The sequence below is a fragment of the Streptomyces yangpuensis genome (assembly GCF_001005295.1).
Lineage (GTDB): Bacteria > Actinomycetota > Actinomycetes > Streptomycetales > Streptomycetaceae > Streptomyces > Streptomyces yangpuensis.
Window position 1 is genome coordinate 322,444 of record NZ_LBMK01000002.1, and the last position, 23,616, is coordinate 346,059.

The 23,616-nt window shown below is 72.6% G+C and carries 21 protein-coding genes and 1 pseudogene; 13 read left to right on the forward strand and 9 right to left on the reverse strand.

What is annotated here, in order from left to right; translation table 11 throughout:
* Positions 1 to 9 precede the first annotated feature (9 nt).
* The gene (locus tag AAT21_RS06855) at positions 10 to 1,635 is read left to right on the forward strand and encodes a beta-N-acetylhexosaminidase (protein ID WP_412180301.1); all 1,626 of its coding nucleotides are present in this window, start codon (positions 10 to 12) and stop codon (positions 1,633 to 1,635) included.
* Positions 1,636 to 1,679: 44 nt separating this feature from the next.
* On the opposite strand, the gene AAT21_RS06860 is transcribed toward AAT21_RS06855, so the two are convergent.
* Positions 1,680 to 1,982: a DUF3040 domain-containing protein gene (locus AAT21_RS06860; RefSeq protein ID WP_046775861.1), complete on the reverse strand. Its 303-nt coding sequence runs from the start codon at positions 1,980 to 1,982 to the stop codon at positions 1,680 to 1,682.
* A gap of 124 nt (positions 1,983 to 2,106) precedes the next feature.
* Positions 2,107 to 2,931 (reverse strand): endonuclease I family protein, encoded by an 825-nt coding sequence (locus tag AAT21_RS06865; protein ID WP_079025487.1) that lies wholly within the window; start codon positions 2,929 to 2,931, stop codon positions 2,107 to 2,109.
* A gap of 217 nt (positions 2,932 to 3,148) precedes the next feature.
* Between AAT21_RS06865 and AAT21_RS06870 the strand changes: the two genes are divergently transcribed.
* Positions 3,149 to 3,715, forward strand: coding sequence for a DJ-1/PfpI family protein (locus AAT21_RS06870; protein ID WP_046775862.1), 567 nt, complete (start codon positions 3,149 to 3,151; stop codon positions 3,713 to 3,715).
* A gap of 88 nt (positions 3,716 to 3,803) precedes the next feature.
* Here AAT21_RS06870 and AAT21_RS06875 read toward each other — a convergent pair whose 3' ends face one another.
* Complete coding sequence (locus AAT21_RS06875) at positions 3,804 to 4,613, reverse strand: glutamate ABC transporter substrate-binding protein (protein ID WP_046775863.1); 810 nt, start codon at positions 4,611 to 4,613, stop codon at positions 3,804 to 3,806.
* A gap of 217 nt (positions 4,614 to 4,830) precedes the next feature.
* On the opposite strand from AAT21_RS06875, the gene AAT21_RS06880 reads away from it, so the two are divergent.
* Positions 4,831 to 5,943 (forward strand): hypothetical protein, encoded by a 1,113-nt coding sequence (locus tag AAT21_RS06880; protein WP_046775864.1) that lies wholly within the window; start codon positions 4,831 to 4,833, stop codon positions 5,941 to 5,943.
* A gap of 124 nt (positions 5,944 to 6,067) precedes the next feature.
* A complete protein-coding gene (locus AAT21_RS06885) occupies positions 6,068 to 6,619 on the forward strand; it encodes a TerD family protein (RefSeq protein ID WP_046775865.1) in 552 nt (183 codons plus the stop codon).
* 151 nt (positions 6,620 to 6,770) lie between these two features.
* On the opposite strand, the gene AAT21_RS06890 is transcribed toward AAT21_RS06885, so the two are convergent.
* A complete protein-coding gene (locus AAT21_RS06890) occupies positions 6,771 to 7,427 on the reverse strand; it encodes a TetR/AcrR family transcriptional regulator (protein ID WP_079025488.1) in 657 nt (218 codons plus the stop codon).
* 154 nt (positions 7,428 to 7,581) lie between these two features.
* Between AAT21_RS06890 and AAT21_RS06895 the strand changes: the two genes are divergently transcribed.
* From AAT21_RS06895 to AAT21_RS34360, 6 genes are all read left to right on the forward strand, one after another.
* Complete coding sequence (locus AAT21_RS06895; protein ID WP_079025489.1) at positions 7,582 to 8,466, forward strand: phosphatase PAP2 family protein; 885 nt, start codon at positions 7,582 to 7,584, stop codon at positions 8,464 to 8,466.
* Complete coding sequence (locus tag AAT21_RS06900; protein ID WP_046775866.1) at positions 8,463 to 9,359, forward strand: DMT family transporter; 897 nt, start codon at positions 8,463 to 8,465, stop codon at positions 9,357 to 9,359. Before AAT21_RS06895 ends, AAT21_RS06900 begins: the two co-directional genes overlap by 4 nt.
* A 227-nt stretch (positions 9,360 to 9,586) precedes the next feature.
* Positions 9,587 to 10,066, forward strand: coding sequence for a ribonuclease E activity regulator RraA (gene rraA / locus AAT21_RS06905; protein WP_046775867.1), 480 nt, complete (start codon positions 9,587 to 9,589; stop codon positions 10,064 to 10,066).
* 111 nt (positions 10,067 to 10,177) lie between these two features.
* Positions 10,178 to 11,803 (forward strand): peptide-N4-asparagine amidase, encoded by a 1,626-nt coding sequence (locus AAT21_RS06910; RefSeq protein ID WP_046775868.1) that lies wholly within the window; start codon positions 10,178 to 10,180, stop codon positions 11,801 to 11,803.
* 25 nt (positions 11,804 to 11,828) lie between these two features.
* Positions 11,829 to 13,565: a serine/threonine-protein kinase gene (locus AAT21_RS06915; protein ID WP_046775869.1), complete on the forward strand. Its 1,737-nt coding sequence runs from the start codon at positions 11,829 to 11,831 to the stop codon at positions 13,563 to 13,565.
* A gap of 75 nt (positions 13,566 to 13,640) precedes the next feature.
* Complete coding sequence (locus tag AAT21_RS34360; RefSeq protein ID WP_052757680.1) at positions 13,641 to 14,561, forward strand: squalene/phytoene synthase family protein; 921 nt, start codon at positions 13,641 to 13,643, stop codon at positions 14,559 to 14,561.
* Here AAT21_RS34360 and AAT21_RS06925 read toward each other — a convergent pair.
* Complete coding sequence (locus tag AAT21_RS06925) at positions 14,545 to 15,288, reverse strand: LysM peptidoglycan-binding domain-containing protein (protein ID WP_046775870.1); 744 nt, start codon at positions 15,286 to 15,288, stop codon at positions 14,545 to 14,547. The genes AAT21_RS34360 and AAT21_RS06925 overlap by 17 nt on opposite strands.
* A gap of 392 nt (positions 15,289 to 15,680) precedes the next feature.
* Positions 15,681 to 16,688 (reverse strand): dihydrodipicolinate synthase family protein, encoded by a 1,008-nt coding sequence (locus tag AAT21_RS06930; RefSeq protein WP_079025491.1) that lies wholly within the window; start codon positions 16,686 to 16,688, stop codon positions 15,681 to 15,683.
* Positions 16,689 to 16,759: 71 nt separating this feature from the next.
* Here AAT21_RS06930 and AAT21_RS06935 point away from each other — a divergent pair, with 71 nt between their 5' ends.
* Positions 16,760 to 17,761, forward strand: coding sequence for a LysR substrate-binding domain-containing protein (locus AAT21_RS06935; RefSeq protein WP_046775871.1), 1,002 nt, complete (start codon positions 16,760 to 16,762; stop codon positions 17,759 to 17,761).
* A gap of 72 nt (positions 17,762 to 17,833) precedes the next feature.
* Positions 17,834 to 18,919 (forward strand): S-(hydroxymethyl)mycothiol dehydrogenase, encoded by a 1,086-nt coding sequence (locus AAT21_RS06940; protein WP_046775872.1) that lies wholly within the window; start codon positions 17,834 to 17,836, stop codon positions 18,917 to 18,919.
* 93 nt (positions 18,920 to 19,012) lie between these two features.
* Here the strand turns inward: AAT21_RS06940 and AAT21_RS06945 are convergent, their stop codons facing one another.
* Positions 19,013 to 19,873, reverse strand: a complete 861-nt coding sequence (locus AAT21_RS06945) for a dioxygenase family protein (protein ID WP_167350562.1) — start codon at positions 19,871 to 19,873, stop codon at positions 19,013 to 19,015.
* Positions 19,874 to 19,924: 51 nt separating this feature from the next.
* On the opposite strand from AAT21_RS06945, the pseudogene AAT21_RS36580 reads away from it, so the two are divergent.
* A pseudogene (locus AAT21_RS36580) lies at positions 19,925 to 20,513 on the forward strand (transposase).
* Between the two features lie 8 nt (positions 20,514 to 20,521).
* Here the strand turns inward: AAT21_RS36580 and AAT21_RS06955 are convergent.
* Positions 20,522 to 21,439: a hypothetical protein gene (locus tag AAT21_RS06955; protein ID WP_046775874.1), complete on the reverse strand. Its 918-nt coding sequence runs from the start codon at positions 21,437 to 21,439 to the stop codon at positions 20,522 to 20,524.
* Between the two features lie 44 nt (positions 21,440 to 21,483).
* A complete protein-coding gene (locus AAT21_RS06960; RefSeq protein WP_157879642.1) occupies positions 21,484 to 23,052 on the reverse strand; it encodes a hypothetical protein in 1,569 nt (522 codons plus the stop codon).
* Positions 23,053 to 23,616 lie beyond the last annotated feature (564 nt).

Genomic DNA, 23,616 nt, shown 5'->3' on the forward strand with positions numbered 1-23,616 from the left:
CACGGGCACATGATGCGGAAACCGAAGCGGCACAGGAGGGTCCACACCATCGCGACGGCAGGTGTCGCCGCGCTGGTCACCCTTGCCCTCCCCGGCTGCACGGCCGCCTCCGACGAGGTGCGCGCCCCCGCCCCCACGACCCCGGCCGCCTCCGGTCCGACCACCGCCCCGGCGCCGGCGGCCCCCACCCCGCCGGCCCCGTCTCCCAGCTACGCCCTGTCCACCGCCCCGCGCACCATCCCGGCCGTACGGGAACACGAACCGGCCCGCGGCCCCGGCTGGAAGCCCGCCCCCCAGGCACGGGTGGTCGTCGCCCAGGACGACACCGCCGCCCTCTCCGACGAGGCCCGGCTCCTTGCCGGGGAACTGGGCCTCCAGTACGGCGAGGCTGCGGCCCCCCGCGCGGGCGACGTGGAGCTCTCGGTGGAAGGCACGGGCACGTCCGAGTCGTACACCCTCACCGTCAAGGACGGCCGCGTCCGCATCAACGGCTCCGACGAGGCCGGCGTCTTCTACGGCACCCGCACCCTCAAACAGGCCGTACGCTCCTCCGGCTCGGCCCCCGAGGGCACCGTGCGCGACGCCCCGGCCAAACCCCAGCGCGGCCTCAACCTCGACATAGCGCGCAAGCACTTCACACCCGACTGGATCAAGAACCGGCTGCGCGAGATGGCCGACCTCAAGCTCAACCAGCTCGGCCTGCACTTCTCCGACGACCAGGCCTTCCGGATCCAGTCCGACAGCCACCCCGAGATCGTCTCCACACCGCACCTCACCAAGGCGCAGGTACGCGACATCACGGCGCTCGCCTCCCGGCTGCACATCACCGTGGTCCCGGAGATCGACTCGCCCGGGCACCTCGGCGCGGTGCTGCGCGCCCACCCCGACCTGCAACTGCGGGACGTGAACGGCAGGGCCGTCAAGGGCGCGGTGGACATATCCAAGCCGGCCTCGGCCAAGCTGATCGACGACCTGCTGCGCGAGTACCGGCCGCTCTTCCCCGGCGGGGCCTGGCACCTCGGCGCCGACGAGTACCAGGCACTGGTCGTCCGCGACCCGCAGGCCTCCTTCCCCCAGCTCGCCCGGGCCGCCCAGGAGCGCTACGGACCCTCCGCGCGCGTGCAGGACCTGGCCACCGGCTGGCTGAACGACCGGGCCGACGTGGTCCGCCCCTCGGGGAAGGCGCTCAAGGCGTGGAACGACGGCTTCTTCGCCGGCGGGGTGACCGACGCGGCCAAGGACATCCAGGTCGAGTACTGGACCGGCAAGGAGATAGGCGCCCGTCCGCCGCTGGAGTACCTGCGCGAGGGCCGCAGGCTCGTGAACCTCAACGACGAGTACCTGTACTACGTGCTCGGCGAGCCGAACCAGTTCACCTACCCCACCGGCCGGCGGATCTACGAGCAGTGGACCCCGCTGGTCCTGCGCGGCACCACCCCCGTGCCCGCCTCCTACGACGGCCAGATCCTCGGCGGCCGCCTCGCCGTCTGGGCCGACCTGTCCGGCGCACAGACCCAGGACCAGGTGGCGGCCGGCATCCGGATGCCGCTGGCCGCGCTCTCGCAGAAGGTCTGGGACGCGCGGACGCCCCAGATGTCCTGGGCCGACTTCCAGGCCCTGGCCGGACGGCTCTGAGCTCCCGGTACCGAGCTGCCGCCCCGCCCTCCGCGCTCCTGCGCTCAGCCCTCCCGGTGGCGCCCGGGCCGTCCGCGGCCGGCGGCCCACCGGACGGCCTGCGGCAGCGCCGTGGCCACCGTCAGGGTCAAGGCGGCTGCGCAGCCCCAGAGCAGGGGCTCGGAGACGGTGGCCGACGCCGCGGTGAACAGCGCCACCGTCACCACGCCCCACACCCCGGCCCAGGCGGCGCGGCGGCGCCGGCGCCCCGACCGCAGCATGCGGTCGAGGGCGCGGTCGGTCCTCAGTTCTGCCTCGATCGCGGAGAGGACGCGCTGCTCGCGATCGGAAAGGCCGGCTCCGTCCATCACGGGACACCTCCGCGGGCTGCCGCCGCCGGGCGCGGACCGCAGCCTGTGGCCTGCGAAATACCCGGCCTGACGCGCGTCAACCCCCGGAGGCCGCCTGGGCCCTGCCGGCCGCCGTCCGGCGTCACCAGATGGCGTCGACCCACTCCGGGTGGTCGATGAACGGGTTGCGGTTGTGCTGGTACGTGTCGAATATGACCTGGTTGCGGCGCTGCTCGAAGGCGTCCGGCGGGTCCATCCGGTTCCACTGCTTCAGCAGGCTGATCCTGCCGAACAGCGGGGCCGAGCCGTTGTTGACCCTGTCGTTCATCTCCAGGTCCGCGAAGCCGTCGCCGCCGTCGTAGCGGACGGCCATGTAGAGCAGCATGCGCGCGACGTCGCCCTTGACCGCGTCCCGCGGCTCGAAGGAGTCGGCGTCGGTCCGGCTGCCCGGTGCCTCGGAGACGGGGCTGCCGCCCAGGTCGAAGTCCTTGTTGCCGCGGGTGCTGTTGACGGTGACGTCCTCGGGCCGCAGGTGGTGCAGGTCGGTGCCCGGGCCGGTGGCGGTACCGAAGTCGCCGTGGCTCTTGGCCCAGACGTGCTCGCGGTTCCAGTCGTTGGCCCCGCCGCCGTTCGTCGCCTTGGACTGCGAGCGGCCGGAGTAGACGAGGATGACGTTGTTCGGGTTCGCGGGGTCCTGGTCGGTCACCTTCAGGGCGTTCCAGACGCCGTCGTAGGACACCTTGGACTGCGACTTGATGATGTCGTGCAGGGCCGTCTTCAGCGCGGCCCCGGTCTTGCCCTCGGCGGGCGCGTAGTACGCGTCGTACGAGGCGGCCGCGGCCGGGGCGGCTGCGGGGGTCCGGGGCGCCGCCGTGTCCTGCCGGGCGGCGGACGCGGCCGCCGGCACGGCGAACAGGGAGACGGCGGCGAGTCCGGCCGCCCAGGGGGTCAGGCGCGAGATTCTCATCGGGTGGGGGGTACCTCTCCGTACGCACCGTCCCCGCCCGGGGAATCGGCGGGGGATCAGGTGGCGGCACGAGGATGGCATTGTCATGTGCCCATCAGGCAAAAAACATGTGTCGGGGACGTGGAAGCCAGGGTGTGCGACCCGATGACCGCGGGCAGGGTAGCGATGGCCCCCGAGGGGCCGCCCCGACCGTGAACGGCCTTGTCTGGAGCAGCCCATGGCAGTGAAGATCCTCATCGTGACCGGCGACGCGGCCGAATCGCTGGAGGTGCTGTATCCGTACCAGCGTCTGCGCGAGGAGGGGTACGAGGTCCACATCGCGGCGCCGCAGGTGAAGAAGCTGCGGTTCGTGGTCCACGACTTCGAGGAGGGGTTCGACACCTACACCGAGAAGCCCGGCTACACCTGGCCGGCCGATCTGGCCTTCACGGACGTGGTCACGGAGGACTACGCGGCCCTCGTCGTCCCCGGCGGCCGGGCGCCCGAGTACCTGCGCAACGACCCCGAGGTGCGGCGGATCCTGGCCGCCTTCGCCGAAGCGGACAAGCCGATCGCGCAGATCTGCCACGGCCCGCTGATCACCGCCGCGGCCGGGAGCCTGGCCGGGCGCAAGGTGACCGCGTACCCGGCGCTGGAGCTGGACATGAAGGCCGCGGGCGCCGAGTTCGAGGACTCCGAGACGGTGGTCGACGGCACCCTGGTCTCGGCCAGGGCGTGGCCCGACCACTCGCGCTGGATGCGGGAGTTCCTGACCGTGCTGCGCGGCAAGGCCCCCGTGGTCTGACCGGCGCGCCCCGGGTCCTTGGCCGGGCGGGAACGCGCGGGCGGCCGTGACCCTTGCCCCAGGGTCACGGCCACCCGTTCCGCGTGCGTCAGCCGGTGGTGATCGCCGGCGCCGGGTCGTACTTGTAGTTCGGGCCGAAGTTCTTCTTCACGGCCGCTTCCCAGGACCCGTCCTGGACCATCTTCTTCAGCGCGTCGTTGATCTTGCGCTGGAGTTCCTTCTCGCCCTTCTTGACGCCGATGCCGTAGTTCTCGTTGCTGAGGCTCTGGCCGGTCAGCTTGAACTTGCCCTCGTTCCCCTTGCGGGCGGCGTACCCGGCCAGGATCGCGTTGTCCGTGGTCATGGCGTCGACGCGGCCCTCCTGAAGGGCGACGACGCAGTCCGAGTACCCGGCGAGTTCGAGCAGGGCCGCCTTGGGCGCGAGGTTCTTCTTGAGGTTCTCGGCGGACGTGGAACCCGAGACCGAGCACATCGTCTTGGAGTTGAGGTCCTCGGCCTTGGTGATGGAGGTGTCGTCGGCACGGGTCAGCAGGTCCTGGTGGGCCACGAAATACGGGCCGGCGAAGTCGACCTTCTCCTTGCGCTTCTCGTTGATCGAGTAGCTCGCGACGACGAATTCGACCTCGTTGTACTGCAGCAGCAGTTCGCGGTCGTTGCTGAGGACCTGCTTGAACTCGATCTGCTCCGGCTTGTAGCCGAGCTCCTTGGCCACGTAGGTGGCGACATCCACGTCGAAACCGGAGAAGACGCCGCCGGTCTCCCGCATGCCGATACCCGGCTGGTCGAACTTGATACCGATGGGAAGGGTCCCCTGGTCCTCTTCTCCACCGCCGCACCCGGTGGCGGTCAGGGCGAGGGCGATCACTGCGGCGACCGCGCCGGCCTGGGGAACCTTCATGCTTGCACTCTTTCCTGGGGGAACGCGGGACGCGTCACCGGGATCGCCGGGCGTGTGGAACCGCGGGAACGTACGACACGTCGAGACATGTGTACGAGGAAGCTAGGAAGAGGGCGCCCTTAGCGTCACTACATTTGAGCGAAACTTGAGGATAACGATCCGGCACGACCGTAATTTCTTCGGTGAAACCGGGTCTGACCAGCAGAAAGGGGCGGGTGTGGGAACAGGTTCAGTACGGGTGGACGGAAATGCGCTGCTTTTGGGAGAAGGGGTGCAGATCCGATTCATACGGACCCTGCGTCTGCCCGAATCCGGAACGCACGCCCTGCCGCCCGGGCTGGGGGAATTCCCCCTGCGCAGGGTCGAGGACCACCCGGACACGGTTCCCCCGGAGTGGCTGGCGAAGGGCGGCGTGATGCTGCCCGTGTACCTGCGCGAGGCGATGTGGCTGAGCTTCGGCGGGACCCGGACGCCCGCCGCGCTCCAGGTCGGCGTCGGCAAGGTGTGCGCCGTCTCCGGCGAGCGCTGGAGCGGTCGCCTGGCGCGCAGCCCGCAGAACTACGTGGTGCTGCCCCGGCAGCCCTGGCTGGACGGGATCAATTCCGGGGACGGGACGGTGCGCCAGTTCGTCGCCGTGCCCCTGGGGCTCGGTGCCACGGTCGAGGGGCAGGTCACGGGGGAGGAGACCACCGGCGGCGTGCAACTCCAGGCGTTCGAGCTGGGCCGCGAGGCGCTGGCGCAGTGGCACCGCGCCGAACGGGCGCGCCTGACGCCGCCCCCGGCGCCGGCCGGCGGCACTGGGCTCTACGGGGGCCCGCCCGTGCAGGCCCCCATGGGCGGGGCCTTCGGCGGCCCGGTCCCGGCGCCGATGATGGCTCCGCCCGCGCCCGCGGCGGCGCCCCGCTCGGCCCGACCGGGCAGCAGGTCGGGTCCGCCCGCGGCCCCCGCGATGGGGCTCGGCGTCGGCGGCAGCATGCGCCAGGAGGTCTACCGGGACGAGCGCCCGCTCTCCGACTGGGCCGACGAGCCCGCCGCCCGGGTCTTCGTACACCTGGTGCCGCCGCCCGCATGGCGCCATATCACCGGGGAGGAGGCTCCGCCCTCGCCGGTGGACCGGGCCGCCTACACCAAGGCGGGGCTGCCCTGGTTCGACTACTACGACGAGTCGGCCACCGATCTGGCCCCGACCGACGCCCTCAGCGGGGTCAAGCCGGTGGGGGAGTGGCTCGGTGACGACCACGACCCGTGGGTGGAGCCCGCTCCCGGCCAGGTCAAGCCGCTCGGGAACGCCCCGAGGCCGGGCAGGCCCGTACAGGACGGGGACTGGTAGCCGACGCGAGGCGCCGACGCGACCGGATCGGCCCGACTGGCCGGGAACGTACGGTCGTTCGGGCCGGGAGGGGGCGTCCATGGGATCATGGGCGGGCAATACCCGCAGACGAAGGGGGAGTTCGGTGACCGGTGTACGCAAGGGACTGGCCAAGGTGGAGGTCGCGCTGCGGTGGGACCCCAGCCCGGCCGGCACCCCCGCGAACGACCTCGACATCGTCGCCGCGGTGTACGCGGCCGCCGATCCGCACGGCGCTCCCGTCCAGCTCGTCCACTTCGGCAGCCGCTCGCCGGACGGGACCATCACCCTCAACCGGGACAGTCACACCGGTCAGGGCTTCGGCTTCGACGAGGTGATGACGGTCGAACTGCACCGGATGGCGGCGGACAAGGGCCGTGTGGTGATCGGCGTGGTCATCCAGGACTCCGGCGCGGGAACGGGCCGGGGCGCGGAGGGCACGAAGACCTTCGCCGATGTCGCGGGCACCGGGTTCCGGATCCGGGAGGGGTACACCGACCTCGCCCAGGGCGACTTCGCGGGCGTGTCCGGCGCCAGCGCTGCCACCGTCGCCGAGTTCACCAGGGACGCCTCGGGCGCCTGGTCGTTCCACCTGCGGCTGGAGGGCTTCGACGCGGACCCGGAGGAGTTCACCCGGGCCATGGGCGGGGTCCGCTGAATGCGGCGGACTTCGCCGCGGGGCCGCTCAGAGCGGGCGGCGGTCACTCGGGTGAGTGGCCGCCGCCCGGTCCGGGTGGCGCGCTGCCGCCGTCCCCACGAGGCAGCGCGGGCGGGCCGCCGTCAGGTCACCGGGACGACGGGCCGCCGGTTCAGGGGGTCCGGCCTGCCGCCGGACGGGCGGGGCGGTCGGGTGCCGGGCCGGCGGGACGGTCGGGTGCGAGACCCAGGGACGGGAGCATGACCGCCTCCACGAACCGGATCAGGTAGCCGGCGTCCGCGTACCGCCCCTCCAGTACGGGCCGGATGCGGAGCACGCCCATCAGCTGGGCCGGCAGGAACTCCACGGCGGGATGGTCCGCGGCGATCTCGCCGCGTGCCACGGCCCGCCCGACCATTGCGTCGAAGGCGGCCAGTTCGGGTTCGACCAGTGCCTCGCGCAGGGCGGACTGGAGTGCCTCGTCGCTCAGTACGGCGTGTCCGAGGGCCTGCGTCAGCCGGGTGTCCCGGCCGGAGGTGCCGGCCGCGATCCGGGCCGCCTCGCGCAGGTCGCCCGCCAGGCTCCCGGTGTCCACCGCGGCCAGGGTGCCCCGCCGGCCTGAGCGCAGCGCGGCGGCGACCAGCTGGGGCTTGGTCCGCCACTGCCGGTAGAGCGTGGACTTCCCGCAGCTGGCCCGGGCGGCGATGCCCTCCATGGTCAGGGCCTCGTAGCCGTGCTCACGGAGCTGCTCCAGGACGGCGTCGTAGAACTCCTGCTCCCGCTCCGGGGTGATCTTGGAGCGGCGCGCGGGGGTCGGCGTCGACGTCATGGGGTGCGGCTCTCCTCGGGGGGCGCCTCGGGTACGGGGTTCCGCTTCGAAGTGTACGGGAACGCGACCGTATCGGTACACGAGCGTATCGATACGCCAATGTATCGATACACTGGCGTGTCGCTGTGCGCGCAACAGGAAGAGAGACCGGGGGATGACCTCCCACACCACGCCTGCCGGGCCGGCGGGCGGGCCGAGAGCCGCTCGCCGACGCCTCATACGCGAGCTGCTGCTCGTCGTGGGCTTCTTCGCCGTCTACAAGGCGGGCCGGCTGCTCTCGACCGACCGCACCGGAGAGGCCTTCCGCAACGCGGACCGGATCTGGGACGCCGAGCGCGCCCTGCACCTGCCCGGCGAGGGCGCGGTCCAGCGGCTGCTGCTGCACGGGGACGCGCTCGTGACCACCGCGAACACCTACTACGCGGTCGTCCACTTCCCGGCCACCGCACTCTTCCTGATCTGGCTCTACATCCGCCGCCCCGCCCACTACCTGTGGACCCGCCGGGTGCTCGCGGTGCTCACCGCAGCCGCGCTCGTCCTGCACCTCGCCTATCCCCTCGCGCCCCCGCGGATGCTGCCCGTCGCCCGGCTCGTCGACACCGGACAGGTCTACGGGCCCACCGTGTACCGGGCCGCGCCGGACACCGACACCCTGGCCAACCAGTTCGCCGCGATGCCCTCCCTGCACTTCGGCTGGGCGCTCATGCTCGCCGTCGGCATGATCGTCGCGACCCGCGGCGCCAAGGTCTCACGGTGGCGGCTGCTGTGGCTGCTCCACCCGGTGGTGACCCTGCTGGTGATAGTCGGCACCGCCAACCACTACTGGCTCGACGCGATCGTCGCCGCCGCCCTGCTCGGGAGCGCCCTGCTGCTGGTCCCGCGGCCGCGCGTCGCGAGCGACCGGGACGGGACGGACACGGGCAGGGACCCGGGCGCGGACGCCGATGGCGGCGCGAAAAGCGGGGAGAGCGCGGAGGGCGCCGTACCCGCATTCCCGCGCCCGAAGAGCGCCGCCGCGGCCGTGGGAGCCGGGAAATGAACGACACCGTCCTGGCCGTCGGCCTCTGCCTCGCCTCGGCCGTGGCCTACGCGGCCGGCGCCGTCGCCCAGGAACGGCTCGCCCGCGCCGGCGTCGCGCGCAGCGCCAAGGCGCTGCTGGGCACCGGCGTCTGGTGGTGGTCGGCGGGGCTGAACGCGGCCGCGGCCCTGCTGCACGCGGCGGCCCTGCGCTACGGGCCTCTCACTCTGGTGCAGCCGCTCGGCGCGCTCACCCTGGTGGCCGCCGTCCCGATGGGGGCGCGCCGGGCCGGGCGGCGCGTGGCGGCCACCGAATGGCGCGGCACCCTCGCCACCGTCGCCGGACTCGGCCTCCTGCTGCTCCCGGCCTCCGGGCCCGCCCCCGACGACAGCCTCACGCTGACCGAGGCGCTCGCCGTCTCCGGGGCGACCACCGCGGTGATCCTCTTCCTGACCGCGGTCCGGGACCCGGGCTCGGGGCTGCGGCACGCCACGGCCTCCGGACTGGCGTCCGCGGTGGCCTCCGCGCTGACCCAGACCGTGGCCGTCGCGGGCGGCCGCGGAGGATCCCTGCTCAGCGTCCGGGTCGTCGCCGTGGCCCTGCTCGTCGTGGTGTTCGCGGTCGGCGGGATGTTCCTGTCGCAGCGCGCCTACCGGGGCGGCGGGCTCGGCGCCCCGCTCGCGGTGGTCAACCTGGCCAACCCCCTCGCCGCGGCCGCCATCGGCGCGGTCCTGCTCGGCGAACGCCTCCAGGGCGGGCCGGCGGGGCTGGTGCTGGCGGGAGCCGGAGCGTTCGTGGCGGCGCGCGGCGTGGTCCTGCTGACCCGGGCGCCGGCCGCGCCGACGGGCGCCGCGCCGGCCCGCGTACCGGCCGCCGCCGAACTGGCCGTGCCCAGTGGCCGGGTGCCCGTCTGAGCCGGGGAGCACGTGACGCCGTACGGAAACGTTCCACCGCCACCGCCACCGCCACCGCCACCGCCACCGCCACCGTCACCGCCACGGCTTCCGCGCGGCACCGGCCCGCCGGGATCCGGCCGTTGTCCGGCCCGCCGCCCCGCCCCCGCCGCCCCCGCAGCCGGGCCCACTACCCTGGCCGCACGGCGCGACGTACGAGAAACGAACAGCGAGGAACCGGTACCGCGATGAGCATCACCCCCGTCCCCACCGCCGACCTGTACGACGAGCACGGCGAAGCCCTCGACATCTGCACCACCGACTTCCGGCAGTTCGGCGGCCGCAGGCTCTTCGCCGGCCCCGTGCGGACCGTCCGCTGCCACGAGGACAACGCCCTGCTCCGCGAGCTCCTGCACACGCCGGGCGAGGGCGCGGTCCTCGTCGTGGACGGCGGCGGCTCGCCGCGCACCGCGCTGGTCGGCGACCTCATCGCCGGCGCGGCCGAACGCAACGGCTGGGCGGGCCTGATCATCAACGGCTCGGTCCGCGACAGCGTCGCCCTCGGCGGCCTCGACCTCGGGGTGAAGGCCCTGGGCACGGTCCCCCGCAAGAGCGGCAAGACCGGCGCCGGCGCCGTGGACGAGCCCGTCACCATCGGCGGGGTCACCTTCCGGGCCGGGGACACCGTCCACGCGGACGACGACGGCGTGGTCGTCCTGCGCGGCTGACGACGGCCCCGGCGTACTGCCGCGGCCGACGGCCGGAACCGGCCGGAACCGGCCAGGTCCGGCCTACCCGCCCTGGCCGCCACCAGGCGCCGCGGGTTTCACTGCCGGTCCATGAGACGACACAGGATCACGGGCCTGCTCGGCGCGCTCGCACTGGCCGCCGGAGCCCTGGCCGCCGCAGGACCCGCGCACGGCCTGCCCCGCGCCGACCCGCCGCCGCCCGCCGAGTTCGGCACCGACTGGCACGACCCCCTCACCGCCGCGCCACCCGTCGCGCGGCCCGCGACCCGCTCCTGCCAGGTGACGCTCGCCAAGGCACAGTTCCGCGACTTCACCCCCTACCGCGGCACCTACACGCCCCCCGCCGGCTGCGGCGCGGCCGACTGGGCCGCGGTGGTGCTCCGCCTCGAAGGCAAGGTCAAGGGCCGCCAGTACGACCGCCTCGGCCACCTCTCCCTGGGCGGCGTGGAGATCCTGCGCACCTCCACGCCCCAGCCCTCACCCGACGGCATCACCTGGTCCGTCGAGAAGGACGTCACCCGGTACCGCGACACCCTCGCCCGCCCGCAGCCCGTCGAGATGCTCATCGGCAACGTCGTCGACGACACCTACACGGGCGTCCTCGACGTCACGGTGACCCTCACCTTCTACGCCGCCGATCCCCGCACCCCCGCGCCCGACACCCCCGACCGCGTCCTGCCCCTCACCGCCTCCACGATCACCACCCCCCGCAACACCGAACGGCTGGTGGCCGAGGTGTACGCCACCGGCTCCGGCGGCGGCTGCGAGGAGTACTGGTACCTGACCACCCCCTCCGGAGCCCCGTACTCCTGCCCGGCGGACGGCGGTCCGCACCGTGAGGTCCGCATCTCGGTCGACGGCCGGCTCGCCGGCATCGCCGCGCCCTTCCCCACCGTCTGGACCGGTGGCTGGTCCAACCCCTTCCTCTGGTATGTCACGCCCGGCCCGCGAGCCTTCGACGTCCAGCCGCTCCGATACGACCTCACACCCTTCGCCGCCCTCCTCAACGACGGCCGCCCGCACCGCATCGAGGTGACCGTCGCCGGGCTGCCGGCCGGCCGGAGCGGCTGGAGCACCCCCACGAACCTGCTGCTGTGGCAGGACGAGGCCCGGCAGGTCGTCACCGGCGCCCTGACCCGGCACGAGGAGAACGCCCCGACGGGTCACTCACGCTGGACGCCCGCCGGCCCCGGCGAACAGCACCGGGTGGACACCGGGGGCGACCACCGGCTGACCGTCGCCGGGTACCTCAACACCTCCCGCGGCCGCGTGGCCACCACCGTCACCCGCTCCGTGCACCTCACATCCGCCCACCGCTGGACCGAGGGCGAGAACCACGACGCGCTGAACGCGACCTGGACCGACCGGGAGAGCGTGACGCACGGCCCGACAACCATCCGGACCGACCGCACCTACACGATGGACGGCGAGACCATCCTCGGCGCCGGCGACCGCCTGCGCACCGTCCTGTCCCTGGGCGACCGCGCGGACACCGTCACCCTGCGTGGCGGCCGGACCGTCGACGTCTCCCGGCTCGACGACCGGTACACGGGCGACGCCACCAACACCGCGAACGTCCCGCGCGACCAGCGCCACGCGGTCGCCACCACCTCCGCCCGCCACCGGTTGTACGGGGCACAAGCGCCCGGCGGGTGCTACGACCGCACCGTGGACACCGTCCAGGGCACCGTGACGGTGGACCGCCGCCGCTGCTGACACCGGCGCCCCCTACGATTCCGCCATGGACACGAGTGAGGCCGGCAGACAGCTGATCGACGGGCGCTTCGAACTGGTTGCGCCCCTGGGCAGCGGCGGCATGGGTACCGTTTGGCGGGCGCGCGACATCGCCCTGCACCGAGAGGTCGCGCTCAAGGAGGTGCGCCCGCCCGACCCGGCGACCGCCGCCGCCCAGCCCGGGCTGGCCGATCAGATGCGCGAGCGCGCCGTCCGCGAGGCCCGCGCGCTCGCCCGCCTCGCCCACCCCCACGTCGTGACCATCCACCACATCGTCGAACCGGCGGACGGCGCGGAGGGCCACCCCTGGATCGTCATGGAGATGGTCAAGGGCGGATCCCTGCACGACCGGCTGGAGTCGGGCCCGATGCCGCCCGCGGAAGCGGTGCGGCTCGGCCTCGACGTCCTGTCCGCGCTGCGCGCCGCCCACGCCGAGGGAGTCCTGCACCGCGACGTGAAGCCGGCCAACGTGCTGCTGCGCCCGGACGGCTCGGCGGTGCTCACCGACTTCGGCATCGCCGCCCTGCACGACTCCACCGGGCTCACCGCGACCGGCGTGCTGATCGGCTCGCCCGAGTACATCGCGCCCGAGCGGGTCCGCGGGGAGGAGGGGCTGGCCGCCTCCGACCTGTGGTCGCTGGGCATGCTCCTGTACGTGGCCGCGGAGGGGGTCAGCCCGCTGCGCCGGGCCACCAGCCTGGCCACGGTCGTCGCCGTGCTCGACGAGCCGATCCCCGTTCCGGTGCGCTCCGGCCCGCTGGGGCCCGTACTGGAACGGCTCCTGGTGCGGGACCCGGCCGTACGCCCCGACGGCGCACAGCTGGAACAGCTGCTCCGGGAGGCGAGCGCCGCTCTCGGTTCCGGCGCCGGCCACGGTTCGGGCCCCGGCTCGTCCGGTCCCGCGCCGGTCACCCCGCCGGCGGTCGCCGCCGCGTCCGTGGCCGGCCAGGCCGTGGCCTCCCCGTCCGTGCCCGGCCCGTACGGCCAGTTCGGTCCGTACGCGCCGAACAGCACCCCGAACACCCCGCCGCCGTACGGCTCCGGCGCCTCCCCGTACGCGGCGCCCACCCGGCCCGTCCCGGTGGGGTCCGCCCCGCGCCGGCGCCCCGTCCTCATCGGCGCCGCGCTCACCGCGGTCCTGGCGGCCGGTGTGTTCGGCATCGTCCAGCTGCTGCCCGACGGGAACGCCGGCGACGACAAGGCGAAGGGCGGCGACACCACCTCCTCGGCCGCCCCGCCCGGGCGGACGGCCTCCTCGGCCCCGGCCCCCAGGGCGAGCGCGCAGAAGGCGGACGCGCCCAAGGGCAGCATGATGACGCCGGAGAACGTCCGCACCGCCCTGGAGGCGTTCAAGAAGGAGACGGGGACGACCACCTTCGTCGACATGACGCTCTACGACGGCTACATCCTCGCCTCCATCCCCACCGCCGCCGGCGCCGAGACCGTCGACTCCTGGCAGTACCGGGACGGCGCCGCCTCGCGCACGGGACCGGACGGCACGGTCGAGGAGGGGGAGCCGCTGATCGACATGGCCACGGTCAACTGGGACGCGCTGCCCGGCATGCTGGATCAGTCCAAGAAGGACCTGAAGGTCGAGAAGCCGACCTCGCGCCACGTCATCGTCGACCCCTGGATGATGGACCAGGTCCCCTCGATCCGCACCTACCTCAGCGACGAGTACGGCCGCGGCGGCTACGTCCTGTGGAAGACCGACGGGAGCCTGAGGAAGGTCACCGCCACCTGATCCCGGGCCCGCACCGGCCGCGCACCGGCCGCGCACCGGACCCCGTCCACGCGTACCTCGAGGAGCACGACCACCATGCCCAGCTGGCGCACCACCCTCACGACGGCCGGGATATCCGGCACCCGGCTGCGCCAGGACTACACCCACGCCGCCCGCCGGGTGCTCCGTCGTGAACCCGCGCCGTACCTCGCGCTGCGGCTGCTGGCCGCGCCGCCCCTCGTGCCGTACCTCGCCGCCGGCCTGGCCTTCATGAACCTGGTCGACGACGTGGCCGAGACCGGCACCCCGCGGCAACGGGCCGCGGGCCTCGCCGCGTTGACCGAGCGTGTCGGGACCGCCCTGAAGTCGAAGGACAGCCCCGACCCGGTGTTGCGGGCCTTCGCCCACGCCGTGGACTCCCGGGGCCTGCCCGAGCACTGGGTGACCCGGTTCCTCGCGGGCGCCGCCACGGCGGAGGCCGGCTTCGACGGCTTCGCCGACGAGGCCGGCTTCCAGGCCTACCTCGACGCGTACGCCTGGCCCGGGGTGCTGGTCTTCACCGGACTGCAGTACCAGGGCGGCCCGGATCCCGAACAGGCCGCCGGCTGGCGGCGGTTCGTCGACGCGGCCCAGCGCGTCGACTTCCTCGCCGACCTCCACGGCGACCTCGCCGACGGCCGGCTCTGCATCCCGCTCGCCCGCCTGGACGAGCACTCCGTGATCCGGGCCGACCTGGAACAGGCGCGCGACACCCCTGCCGTGCGCGCCCTCCTCGCGGCCGAGAGCCGGCGGGCCCGCGCCGCACTCGACGCCACCGACGGCATCCTCGACCTCGCCGAGCCGGGCCTGCGCCCCGTCATCGCCACCATGGCGGACCTCATGGCCCACCAGCTGACGGCCGTCGAGCGGGCCGGGGCCGGCGCCCTGCGCCGGGACGTCGGGTACGGTCTCGCGGCGCCCCTGCGGATCCTCCTCCGCGCCGCGGCCTCCCGGCGCCCGACTAGTACGCGCCGTTGACGTTGTCGATCGACCCGTAGCGGGCGGCCGCGTAGTTGCAGGCCGCGGTGATGTTGGCCACCGGGTCGTAGGAGTCCGTCGAAGTGCCGGGTACGTGATAGGCCTTGAAGGTCGGGTCGATGACCTGGAGCAGGCCCTTGGAAGGGATGCCGTTGCGGGCGTTGATGTCCCAGAGGTTGATCGCCCTGGGGTTGCCCGAGGACTCCCGCATCACGTTGCGGTGAATTCCGTTGTAGGTGCCGGGAATACCGTGCTTGGCCATCACGTCCAGGGACTCGCGGATCCACCCGTCGAGATTGTTCGCGTACGAGGCGGCCGACTTGGCGGCGGCCTTCACGGCGGGCTTGGCGGCCGTGGCGGCCTTCACCTGGGTGCCGATGTTCAGTTTGATGCCGGGCCGGATGACCGAGGGGTTGGCGCCGACCACGGCACGGTTCGCCTCGTAGAGCTGCTTCCATCCGCCACGGACGGAGTGGTCCGCGGCGATCTCCGAAAGGGTGTCGCCCACGACCACGGAATACGTGGTGGGAGGGGCCGTCGCCACGTTGACGGCGGCGGTGGCCGCGGTGACGGCGGTCACCGCGGCCGGTGCGCTCGTCCCGGCCGCGCCTGCGGTGGTGGCGCTGATCAGCGGGAGCGTGAGAGCCGCGCCACCTGTGCCGGCGAGGGCCAGCTTGCGGGTGATCGGGTTCTGCTTCGGCCGACGGTGCTTACCCTTTGCAGGCATGGCGGAATTCCTCACGTGGGGGGACGGAGACCCGGATGGCGGGGCCGTTTTCGGCCGCCTGGCCATCTGGAGTGAGGTGACCGTAGGTGAGCCCGCCGGGCGGGAACAAGCCCCGAATTCCACCGATAGATCGACATCCCGCAATCCGCCCCGGAAATGACCTTGTGGACATCTCGGTGAAAAGGCCGATTCCCTTTCAGGGAAAAGGGAATCGGCCTGGTGCGGGAAATGATGTTGAGGCGTTCCGCGTGACTGACGTCACGGGGCGGGGGCTCGGGGGTCAATAGGGGCAAGTCCGGTACCTGGTGGGCTCATTCGGGCGACTCGCACGTAGAGGTCAAATCGCCCATCCAGGACTCTTTCCGGCGTGCATTTCCTCCCCGTACGGTCCCCTACGCCGGGAAGGCCTCGCGGAGCGCCGCCAGCCGTTCCAGTACGGCCGCCACCGCCGCCTTCGAGGCCGGCAGCAGCGGGAGGCGCACATCAGGGGTCGGGATCCGCCCCTGGGCGTGGAGGACGCCCTTCACGACGGCCGGATTGGGCTCGGCGAAAACCGCCGCCGCCAGTCCGGCCAGCGCGTGCCCCAGCGCCCGGGCACGCACCACGTCCCCCGTGCGCCAGGCCGCCGCCAGCTCGGCGAACCGCTCCGTCGCCAGATGCGCCGACGCCAGGATCCCGCCCGACGCGCCCAGCGCCAGCATCGGGGACAGGTACACGTCGTCCCCGGTCAGCACGTGGAAGCCGGCCGGCAGGTCGCCGAGCAGCTCCACCGCGTCCTGGTCGAGCCCGCCGGAGGAGTACTTCACCCCCACGACCCCGGACAGCGAACCGAGGGCCCGCAGCGCGGCAGCGTCCAGCGGCTGCCCCGTGCGGTGGGGGACGTGATAGACGATCAGCGGTACCGGGCTCACCCCGGCCAGCCGCTCGAAGTGTGCCGCCACGCCCGCCGCCGCGGGCCGTACGAACGACGGAACGGTGACCAGCGCCGCATCCACCTGCGGCCACCGCGCCAGCCGGGCCAGCGAGGCCTCCGCGGCCCGGGTACCGGCCGCCCCCGCTCCGACGGTCAGCGCGGCGCCCCGCTCCCGGCAGACCCGGGCGCACACGTCGGTGACGAGGTCGAGCTCCGCCTCGTCGAGGCAGGCAGCCTCTCCGGTGGTGCCGAGGGCGACGATCCCGCTGGCGCCCGCGTCGAGCACCTCGTGGGCGAGCGCCTCCAGGTCCCCGGCGGCGATCTCCCCCGTGCGCGCGTAGGGGGTGACGAGCGGTACGTGGATCCCGTGCAGCCGGGGGGTCCCCGCGGGGTCCTCCGTGATGTTCCCCGTCGTGTCCTGTGTCGTGCGGCGTGACGTGGGGTGCGTCGTGGGGTGTGCCACGTCCTGTGCCGTGTCCTGTGCCATGACCGCGAGCCTCACGCACCCCGAGCGCCGAATCCAGTTCACGTTTCTTACCCGACCCGTAAGCTGAGCCGATGCTCGATGTACGGCGCCTGCGCCTGCTGCGTGAACTCGCCCGCCGCGGCACGATCGCCGCCGTGGCCGAAGCTCTCTCCTTCAGTCCTTCGGCGGTGTCCCAGCAGCTCGGCGTGCTGGAGCGGGAGGCCGGCCTGCCCCTGCTGGAGCGCACCGGGCGGCGGGTCCGGCTCACCCCGGCCGGGGAGAACCTGGTCCGCCACGCGGAGGCAGTACTGGAGCGGCTGGAGCAGGCCGACGCGGACCTCGCCGAGGCCCGCGGAGGTCTTTCCGGGGCCCTGCGGATCGGCGCCTTCCCGACCGCCACCCGTACGATCGTTCCGGCCGCCCTGGTGGCCCTGGCCCGGCGCCACCCGGGGCTGGAGCCGATGGTCCACGAGACCGACCCGGCGGCGGTCGCCCACGCCCTGCGGGCCGGGGACCTCGACGTCGCGCTCGTCCACGCGTACGACTTCGTACCCGCCGAGCGCGAGCCCGGACTGACCACCGAGCCGCTGTACGGCGAGGCGATGTACCTGGCCGAGCCCGCGCAGGGAGCGTCCGCCGCGGCCGGAACGCCCGGGGTATCCGCAACGTCCGAGGTGCCGGGAATGTCCGGGGCGCCCGGCGCGGAGGTCTGCCCGCCACCCGGCCAGGGCGCGGCCCTGCGCGCGCACGCCGCATCGCCGTGGATCACCGCCACGCCCGGCACCCTCTGCCACACCATGACGGTCCGGGCCTGCCAGGCCGCCGGCTTCACACCCCGGGTGCGCCACCTGATGGACGACTTCGCCGCCGTGCTCGCGCTGGTCGCGGCGGGCCAGGGCGTGGCCGTCGTGCCCCAGCTCGGCGCCGCGGAGCCCGCCGACCCCGCCGTGCACCTCACCCGGCTCGTGATGCAGCGGCGCACCGGCCTGGCCTTCCGCAGCGGGGCCGGGGCCCATCCGGCCGTGGCCGCCTTCGGCGCGGCACTTCGCGCCGCGGTACCGCCGGATCTGGCCGGGTCGCGCGCCGAAGCGTGACACAACTCCCTTACCGGGCGCCGTCCGTGTACGTTCGTTGATCCAGGCCGATCGAACAGAACGGGGTACGACGTGACACATCGCGTACGAGGGGTCATCGCCCGGAGCAAGGGCGCGCCGGTGGAGACGACGACGATCCTCGTGCCCGACCCGGGACCGGGCGAGGCCCTCGTCCGGGTGCAGGCCTGCGGGGTCTGCCACACCGACCTGCACTACCGCGAAGGCGGGATCAACGACGAGTTCCCCTTCCTGCTCGGACACGAGGCCGCCGGAATCGTCGAGTCCGTCGGCCCGGACGTCACCTCCGTGGCCCCGGGCGACTTCGTGGTCCTCAACTGGCGAGCGGTGTGCGGGAACTGCCGGGCCTGCAAGCGCGGACGCCCCTGGTACTGCTTCGCCACGCACAACGCCACCCAGCCCATGACCCTGGAGGACGGCACTCCGCTCTCCCCGGCCCTCGGTATCGGCGCCTTCGCCGAGAAGACCCTGGTCGCGGCCGGTCAGTGCACCAAGGTGGACCCGGCCGCGGCTCCCGCCGCCGCGGGACTCCTCGGCTGCGGGGTGATGGCCGGCCTCGGCGCGGCCCTGAACACCGGCAATGTCGGGCGGGGCGACTCCGTCGCCGTCATCGGCTGTGGAGGAGTAGGCAACGCGGCCGTGGCCGGTGCCAGGCTCGCGGGCGCCTCGAAGGTCATCGCGGTGGACCTGGACGACCGGAAGCTGGAATGGGCGCGCGGCCTCGGCGCCACGCACACCGTCAACGGCCGCACGGATGACGTCGTCAAGGCGATCCAGGGCCTCACCGGCGGCAACGGTGCCGACGTCGTCATCGACGCCGTGGGCCGCCCGGAGACCTACCAGCAGGCCTTCTACGCACGCGACCTCGCCGGGACGGTGGTCCTGGTCGGCGTTCCCACCCCGGAGATGAAGCTCGAACTGCCCCTCCTGGACGTCTTCGGCCGCGGCGGCGCCCTGAAGTCGTCCTGGTACGGCGACTGCCTGCCCGAGCGGGACTTCCCCCTGCTGATCGACCTCTATCTGCAGGGCCGGCTCGACCTGGACGCCTTCGTCTCGGAGACCATCCCTCTCGACGGCGTCGAGGAGGCCTTCGCCCGGATGGAGCGCGGCGAGGTACTCCGCTCGGTCGTCGAGTTCTGACCCAGCCCCGAAGGCCCGCAGTCCCGCAGTCCCGCAGGCCCCGGTCCGGTCCGGTTCGATCCGCCCGGTCCGGGGCCCGTGCGGCCCCAGGGGTCAGGCCGCCCGCCACAGCGCCGGTACGGACGGAAGCTCCCAGCCCCGCTGCGCCGTGTGCGGCTGGAGGCAGACGTAGCCGCGGCCGCCGTACACGACCCGCTCGCCCGCCCGGTACGCGGTCCCTGCCGTCCAGGCGCCGCCCGACGGCGGCGTGCCGGTCGGCGTGGGACCCGGGCCGGGATCCTGGGGAAGATCCAGGACGAAGTCGAAGGCCGCCTCGCGCCCGCCACCGCCGTCCCGCACGGCCATCAGCAGCCGGGCGTCGAAGATCGCGTCGGTGTGGTTGCGCGGCTCGTTCGGGAAGTACAGCTGTGTCGTCAGCACCGGACGGCCCGGGGCCTGCACCTTGACGTGGATGTGCCGGGTGCGGCCGGGGTAGAGCCCCGGGACGATCGTGGTGAGCGCGAAGGAGCCGCGCGAATCGGTGTACTGGTGGCCCCGCAGCCGGTATCGGACGTTGTCGTAGGCGCCGTTCGCGTCGGCCTGCCAGAAGTCCAGCAGGGCGCCCGTGACCGGCAGGCAGGCCCGGCCGAAGACGTAGCCCGTCACTGTCAGCCGCGTGCCGGGCATACCGGGCTCCAGCAGGCTGGTGCGCTCGGGCGAGGCGGGCTTGAAGTAGGGGCCCTCGGTCTGCTCCGGGGTGGGGTGGTCGCCGTCGTCGCACGCCGGGGTCAGCGGTACGGGCCCGGCGTCCGGGGTGAAGGTACGGGCCAGGGCCGGGCCGCCGATGAGGGCGACGGGTACCGCCGCGGTGGCCGCGAGGGCCGCGCGCAGCACGGCCTTGCGGGTGATGCGGCGGGGCCGTTCGGGGTCTGCGGGGTGTAACGCGTCGGCGCTGTCCCTGCCCGGATCGCGCATGCCTGCCTCCTTAGACCGTGTCCTATGTGGTGAGGCGTCGTTGGGCCCCGTATAGGGCGGGGTACGTGGAGTTGGATTGTTCCGGACGGGTTGTGGGAGATTGCGGAGCCGTTGATCCCGCCATCGAAGGTGCGTCCGCAGGGTGGCGGGACACAGGACACGCCTGACGAGACGCTGTTCGCGGCGATCATCTACGTGCTGGTATCGGGGCGTGCCTGACGAGATGCACGTCCTGTCGGACGCGGCAGGACTGCCCCTCGTCGTCGGCGTCAGCGCGGGCAACACCCATGACAGCGAAGCCCTGAAGCCCATGGTGCTCGGTCACCAAACGAGACACGACCCCCACCGCGGCCGCCACTTCAAACCCCAACGCCTGCACGCCGACAAGGCCTACGACATCCCCCACCTGCGGAAATGGGTGCGCGGCAAACGTATCGGCGTCCGGATCGCCCGCAAAGGCATCGAGTCGAGCGAGCGATTAGGGCGTCGGCGGTGGGTGATCGAGCGGACGATGTCCTGGCTGACCGGCTACCGCCGCCTCAACCACCGCTACCAACGCCACCCCCGCAACTACCTGGCCTTCCTCGGCCTCGCAGCCGCCCTCTGCTGCTACAAACGTCTCATCCGACTGACTACATAGAACACCCCCTAAGGCTGAGGGCAGTTGTACTGCTCCGGCATCGGCACGGTGACGCAGTAGGAGCCCTGGTTACCGGTCTCTTTGACGACGGCGTCGGGAACGGTGAAGACGACGGTTCTTGAGCGAGGCATCACCACCGTGCCAATCTGCCGGACGAGTGAGGCACGGCTTTCGGATTGGGTTGTGGAGTCGGTCTTGTAGAGCCCGACCGGGATCCGCGCTCCGGGCGGGAACCCATAGATGAGGATCCGGTGACTGCCGTTGTCCACGACCAAGCGATCGGGATTGCCTGGGAGCTCCACCGAGTGACTGTGTTGGGCCGTCAGCGAGCCCTGGGTCGCCTGGATCGTGAGCGTCCCCGCAGCCGCGAGATCCTCGCGGGCCGCGCCGGGCGGCACGAACCACCACTTCTCGCTCTGCAGCACTCCATCGCCTTGGGGGTGCACGGCAAGTACCTGCCCGGTGAAGAGCGACTCTGACGGCTCGAAGTGCGCATATGTGAGCTCGGAGGCGGTGGGCTGGGCCGTGCTCGCGTACTGCCGACCGCCGGCCGTGACGACCACCTTGACCGGTTCGTCAGGTGAGAAGCCGCTCAGACACAGGGCCACCTCGTCGGGGGTGGTGACCCGGTCGAGTCCGCGGATGTTTCCGACCCAGACCGCGGGCGAGCCGCTGAGGCCGGAGATCCTGCCCAGGTCCGCGGTGCAGTCCGGGGCGGCCCCGTCGCCGGCCGCGAGGAGGGTGATTTGCTGGGCCAGGAGGACGTCCGTGGCAGAGTCGGTAGTCGTGCTGGAGGAGGGGGTTGCCGTCTGCGTGGTACGGCTCGGGGAGGGCGACGCCGCCCCGGTGGTCGGGCTCGGGGAGACGGACTCCGACGGAGGGCTGCTGCACCCTGCGACGGCACAGCCCAGCATGACGATGCTCAAGATCAGTACTCTTGGTGTCACTCGCACCACGGTCCTTTCGGGGGTCAGCCACCCGGCGAAACCCGGGGGCACCGGGCCCCTGCGGCTTTGGCCTCTTGCTGGAGAGAGTTCTCGATTTCCTCGTACCGCTGCGACGTGATCGCGCCCTTGCCCTGGGCGTTGCCGAGCTGGTCGAGTGAGTCCTGCATGTCGCGGCAGCCTGATGTCGTGTCGCCGCGCTGAAACTCCCAAGAGGCTGCGAGCGCCTGCCAGAGCCCTCGCCGGGCGAACCCTCGTTCCCCTCTGATCGCTTCCTTGATGTAGGAGATGGCAGCGACCGAATCTCCGCGCTCGAAGGCATGCACCGCTGCGACGGAGGCAGCCAGCGCCTGAAGGTCCTTGACTGCGCGGCCCCCCTTGGCGGAGCGGACCCGTTGCAGGGCCTGGTCGATGATCCCGTCATCGGGAACGATCTGCGCTGTCACCCTGCACTGCTCCACCTGGGCCAGGTTCACGGACGCCCGCAGCCGACCGACATCGGAGAAGAGCCCCTCGACCGAGAGCCTCCTCAGCTCGGTCGACGAGGCACTCAGTGCCTTGGTATCCACCGTCCCCGGGCGGCAGCTCGGTGACGGGCCCAGCGCCAGCTGGTACTGCGCGCCGGCCAAGCTGAGGCGGGCCCGCAGCCCGATCCGGCCGTTCGGGTCGATGGCCTGGTAGTCGGCGAGAGCCGCCTCGAGGTACGGCTTCCGTTGAGCCGCGGGGAGGCCGATGGCAACCTGCTCGAGGGCGTGCCCGTGAAAGAGCCGGACCAGATCGGGCGTGACGAACTCGGCGCCGTCCTGTCGAACGGCGACCGCGCCCGATGGCAGTAGCTGGTCCAGCACCTGCTTCGCGTCGTTGACCTTGCCGTTCCGCCAGAGGTCGAGAGCGTGGGTGAAATCGGCCAATCCGCGCGTCCGGCGCACCAACTCGGTGATCACGTGTCTCCGGCCTGTGTCGGAGCTCCAGTCCTGATCGAGTCGGATCTGGCCGCTGAGGTACCACCCGGCGAGTTCGGGTGCATCGTCCACCTGTGCCGCCCGCACGTAGACAGCCGGCCGAAGTCCGGTCTGTCCGGCAGAGTCGGTGGTCACGAGGCCGCCGATGACGATCCCGGCGTTCGTCCGTTCAACGAAGCCGTTCGTCCAGTCGTCCAGCTCCTGTTGATCCTGCCCCGCCTTCCCGAGCACCTCCAGGGGAGGCGAGGTCACCCTGGCGTAGTCGTATGCCCTGCTTCCCTCGGGCAGCTGATCTTTCATCAGGTCCGTCGTGAAGACCTCCGACACGTCGTCGAGCACCCGTTGGTCCTGGCCGGCGCCAACGCCCTCGAAACCGACCACGGCCACGTCCTGGGCCCCGGGCAAGCGGAGCAGCTCCGGCGGTGGCGGATGCGGCTGGAAGACGATCACCAGAGTGGTGCAGGCCACGAGGAACCCTCCCAGGACGGCGACCGACAACCAGCGCGCGCGGCGGGACATGTTGGGCCGGTCCGCAAATGCCTTCCTGACGGCGACGATCCCGCCGATCAGGACCGCCAAGAGCAGGAGAGCCGCGGCAACAGGGCCAGACTTAATGCCGAACAGTTGCAGCATCGGACCGAGGCTCGCCGAGAGCAACGTGGCTGCCATTGCCAGCAGACCCAACCCCCACGGCAGTGAACCAGAACCGTTGTGCGGCTCGGGGGCTTCCGGTGACTCGGTGGCAGGGACTTCGTCCGGGGCATCCGGCTCAGGGCCGTCCAGCGTGATCTCCTTTCGGGATCTTGTCCGCAATCGCACCGTTGCACACAATCTAGGCGTCGGGAGCATGCCGCTCCGCGACTCGGCCTGTTGGGCCAGCCGGTCCCCGCAATCGAGTGAGAGGCGTGCGACGCCGCACCGTGTGCGGACGGATCGCCGCCCGCAAGACTCATCCGCCTCACCACATAGGACACGGTCTTAGTGGACTAGTGGATTCGGCATCGAACCTGGGCGGACGCCCCGCCCGGATCGATGGACGGGAGACGGCTGTCCGGAAGGCCCGTCGGGCCCGGCCCGCCGGAGCGCCCCGGCGACCAGAGCGCCCCGGCAGCCGGAACGCCCCGCGAGCCGGAGCACCCCGGGGCCGGAGCAACCCGGCGGCCGGAGCACCCCGGGCGCCGGAACGCCCCGGCAGCC

Excerpts from the sequence above, each read along its gene's own strand:
- AAT21_RS06870 (WP_046775862.1), top strand. The coding sequence starts at position 3,149 with ATGGCAGTGAAGATCCTCATCGTGACCGGCGACGCGGCCGAATCGCTG.
- AAT21_RS06890 (WP_079025488.1), bottom strand. The coding sequence starts at position 7,427 with ATGACGTCGACGCCGACCCCCGCGCGCCGCTCCAAGATCACCCCGGAG.
- AAT21_RS06895 (WP_079025489.1), top strand. The coding sequence starts at position 7,582 with ATGACCTCCCACACCACGCCTGCCGGGCCGGCGGGCGGGCCGAGAGCC.
- AAT21_RS06945 (WP_167350562.1), bottom strand. The coding sequence starts at position 19,873 with ATGCGCGATCCGGGCAGGGACAGCGCCGACGCGTTACACCCCGCAGAC.
- AAT21_RS06925 (WP_046775870.1), bottom strand. The coding sequence starts at position 15,288 with ATGCCTGCAAAGGGTAAGCACCGTCGGCCGAAGCAGAACCCGATCACC.
- AAT21_RS06865 (WP_079025487.1), bottom strand. The coding sequence starts at position 2,931 with ATGAGAATCTCGCGCCTGACCCCCTGGGCGGCCGGACTCGCCGCCGTC.
- AAT21_RS34360 (WP_052757680.1), top strand. The coding sequence starts at position 13,641 with ATGCCCAGCTGGCGCACCACCCTCACGACGGCCGGGATATCCGGCACC.
- AAT21_RS06910 (WP_046775868.1), top strand. The coding sequence starts at position 10,178 with ATGAGACGACACAGGATCACGGGCCTGCTCGGCGCGCTCGCACTGGCC.
- AAT21_RS06960 (WP_157879642.1), bottom strand. The coding sequence starts at position 23,052 with ATGCTGCAACTGTTCGGCATTAAGTCTGGCCCTGTTGCCGCGGCTCTC.
- AAT21_RS06900 (WP_046775866.1), top strand. The coding sequence starts at position 8,463 with ATGAACGACACCGTCCTGGCCGTCGGCCTCTGCCTCGCCTCGGCCGTG.
- AAT21_RS06860 (WP_046775861.1), bottom strand. The coding sequence starts at position 1,982 with ATGGACGGAGCCGGCCTTTCCGATCGCGAGCAGCGCGTCCTCTCCGCG.
- AAT21_RS06915 (WP_046775869.1), top strand. The coding sequence starts at position 11,829 with ATGGACACGAGTGAGGCCGGCAGACAGCTGATCGACGGGCGCTTCGAA.
- AAT21_RS06875 (WP_046775863.1), bottom strand. The coding sequence starts at position 4,613 with ATGAAGGTTCCCCAGGCCGGCGCGGTCGCCGCAGTGATCGCCCTCGCC.
- AAT21_RS06935 (WP_046775871.1), top strand. The coding sequence starts at position 16,760 with ATGCTCGATGTACGGCGCCTGCGCCTGCTGCGTGAACTCGCCCGCCGC.
- AAT21_RS06855 (WP_412180301.1), top strand. The coding sequence starts at position 10 with ATGATGCGGAAACCGAAGCGGCACAGGAGGGTCCACACCATCGCGACG.
- rraA (WP_046775867.1), top strand. The coding sequence starts at position 9,587 with ATGAGCATCACCCCCGTCCCCACCGCCGACCTGTACGACGAGCACGGC.
- AAT21_RS06930 (WP_079025491.1), bottom strand. The coding sequence starts at position 16,688 with ATGGCACAGGACACGGCACAGGACGTGGCACACCCCACGACGCACCCC.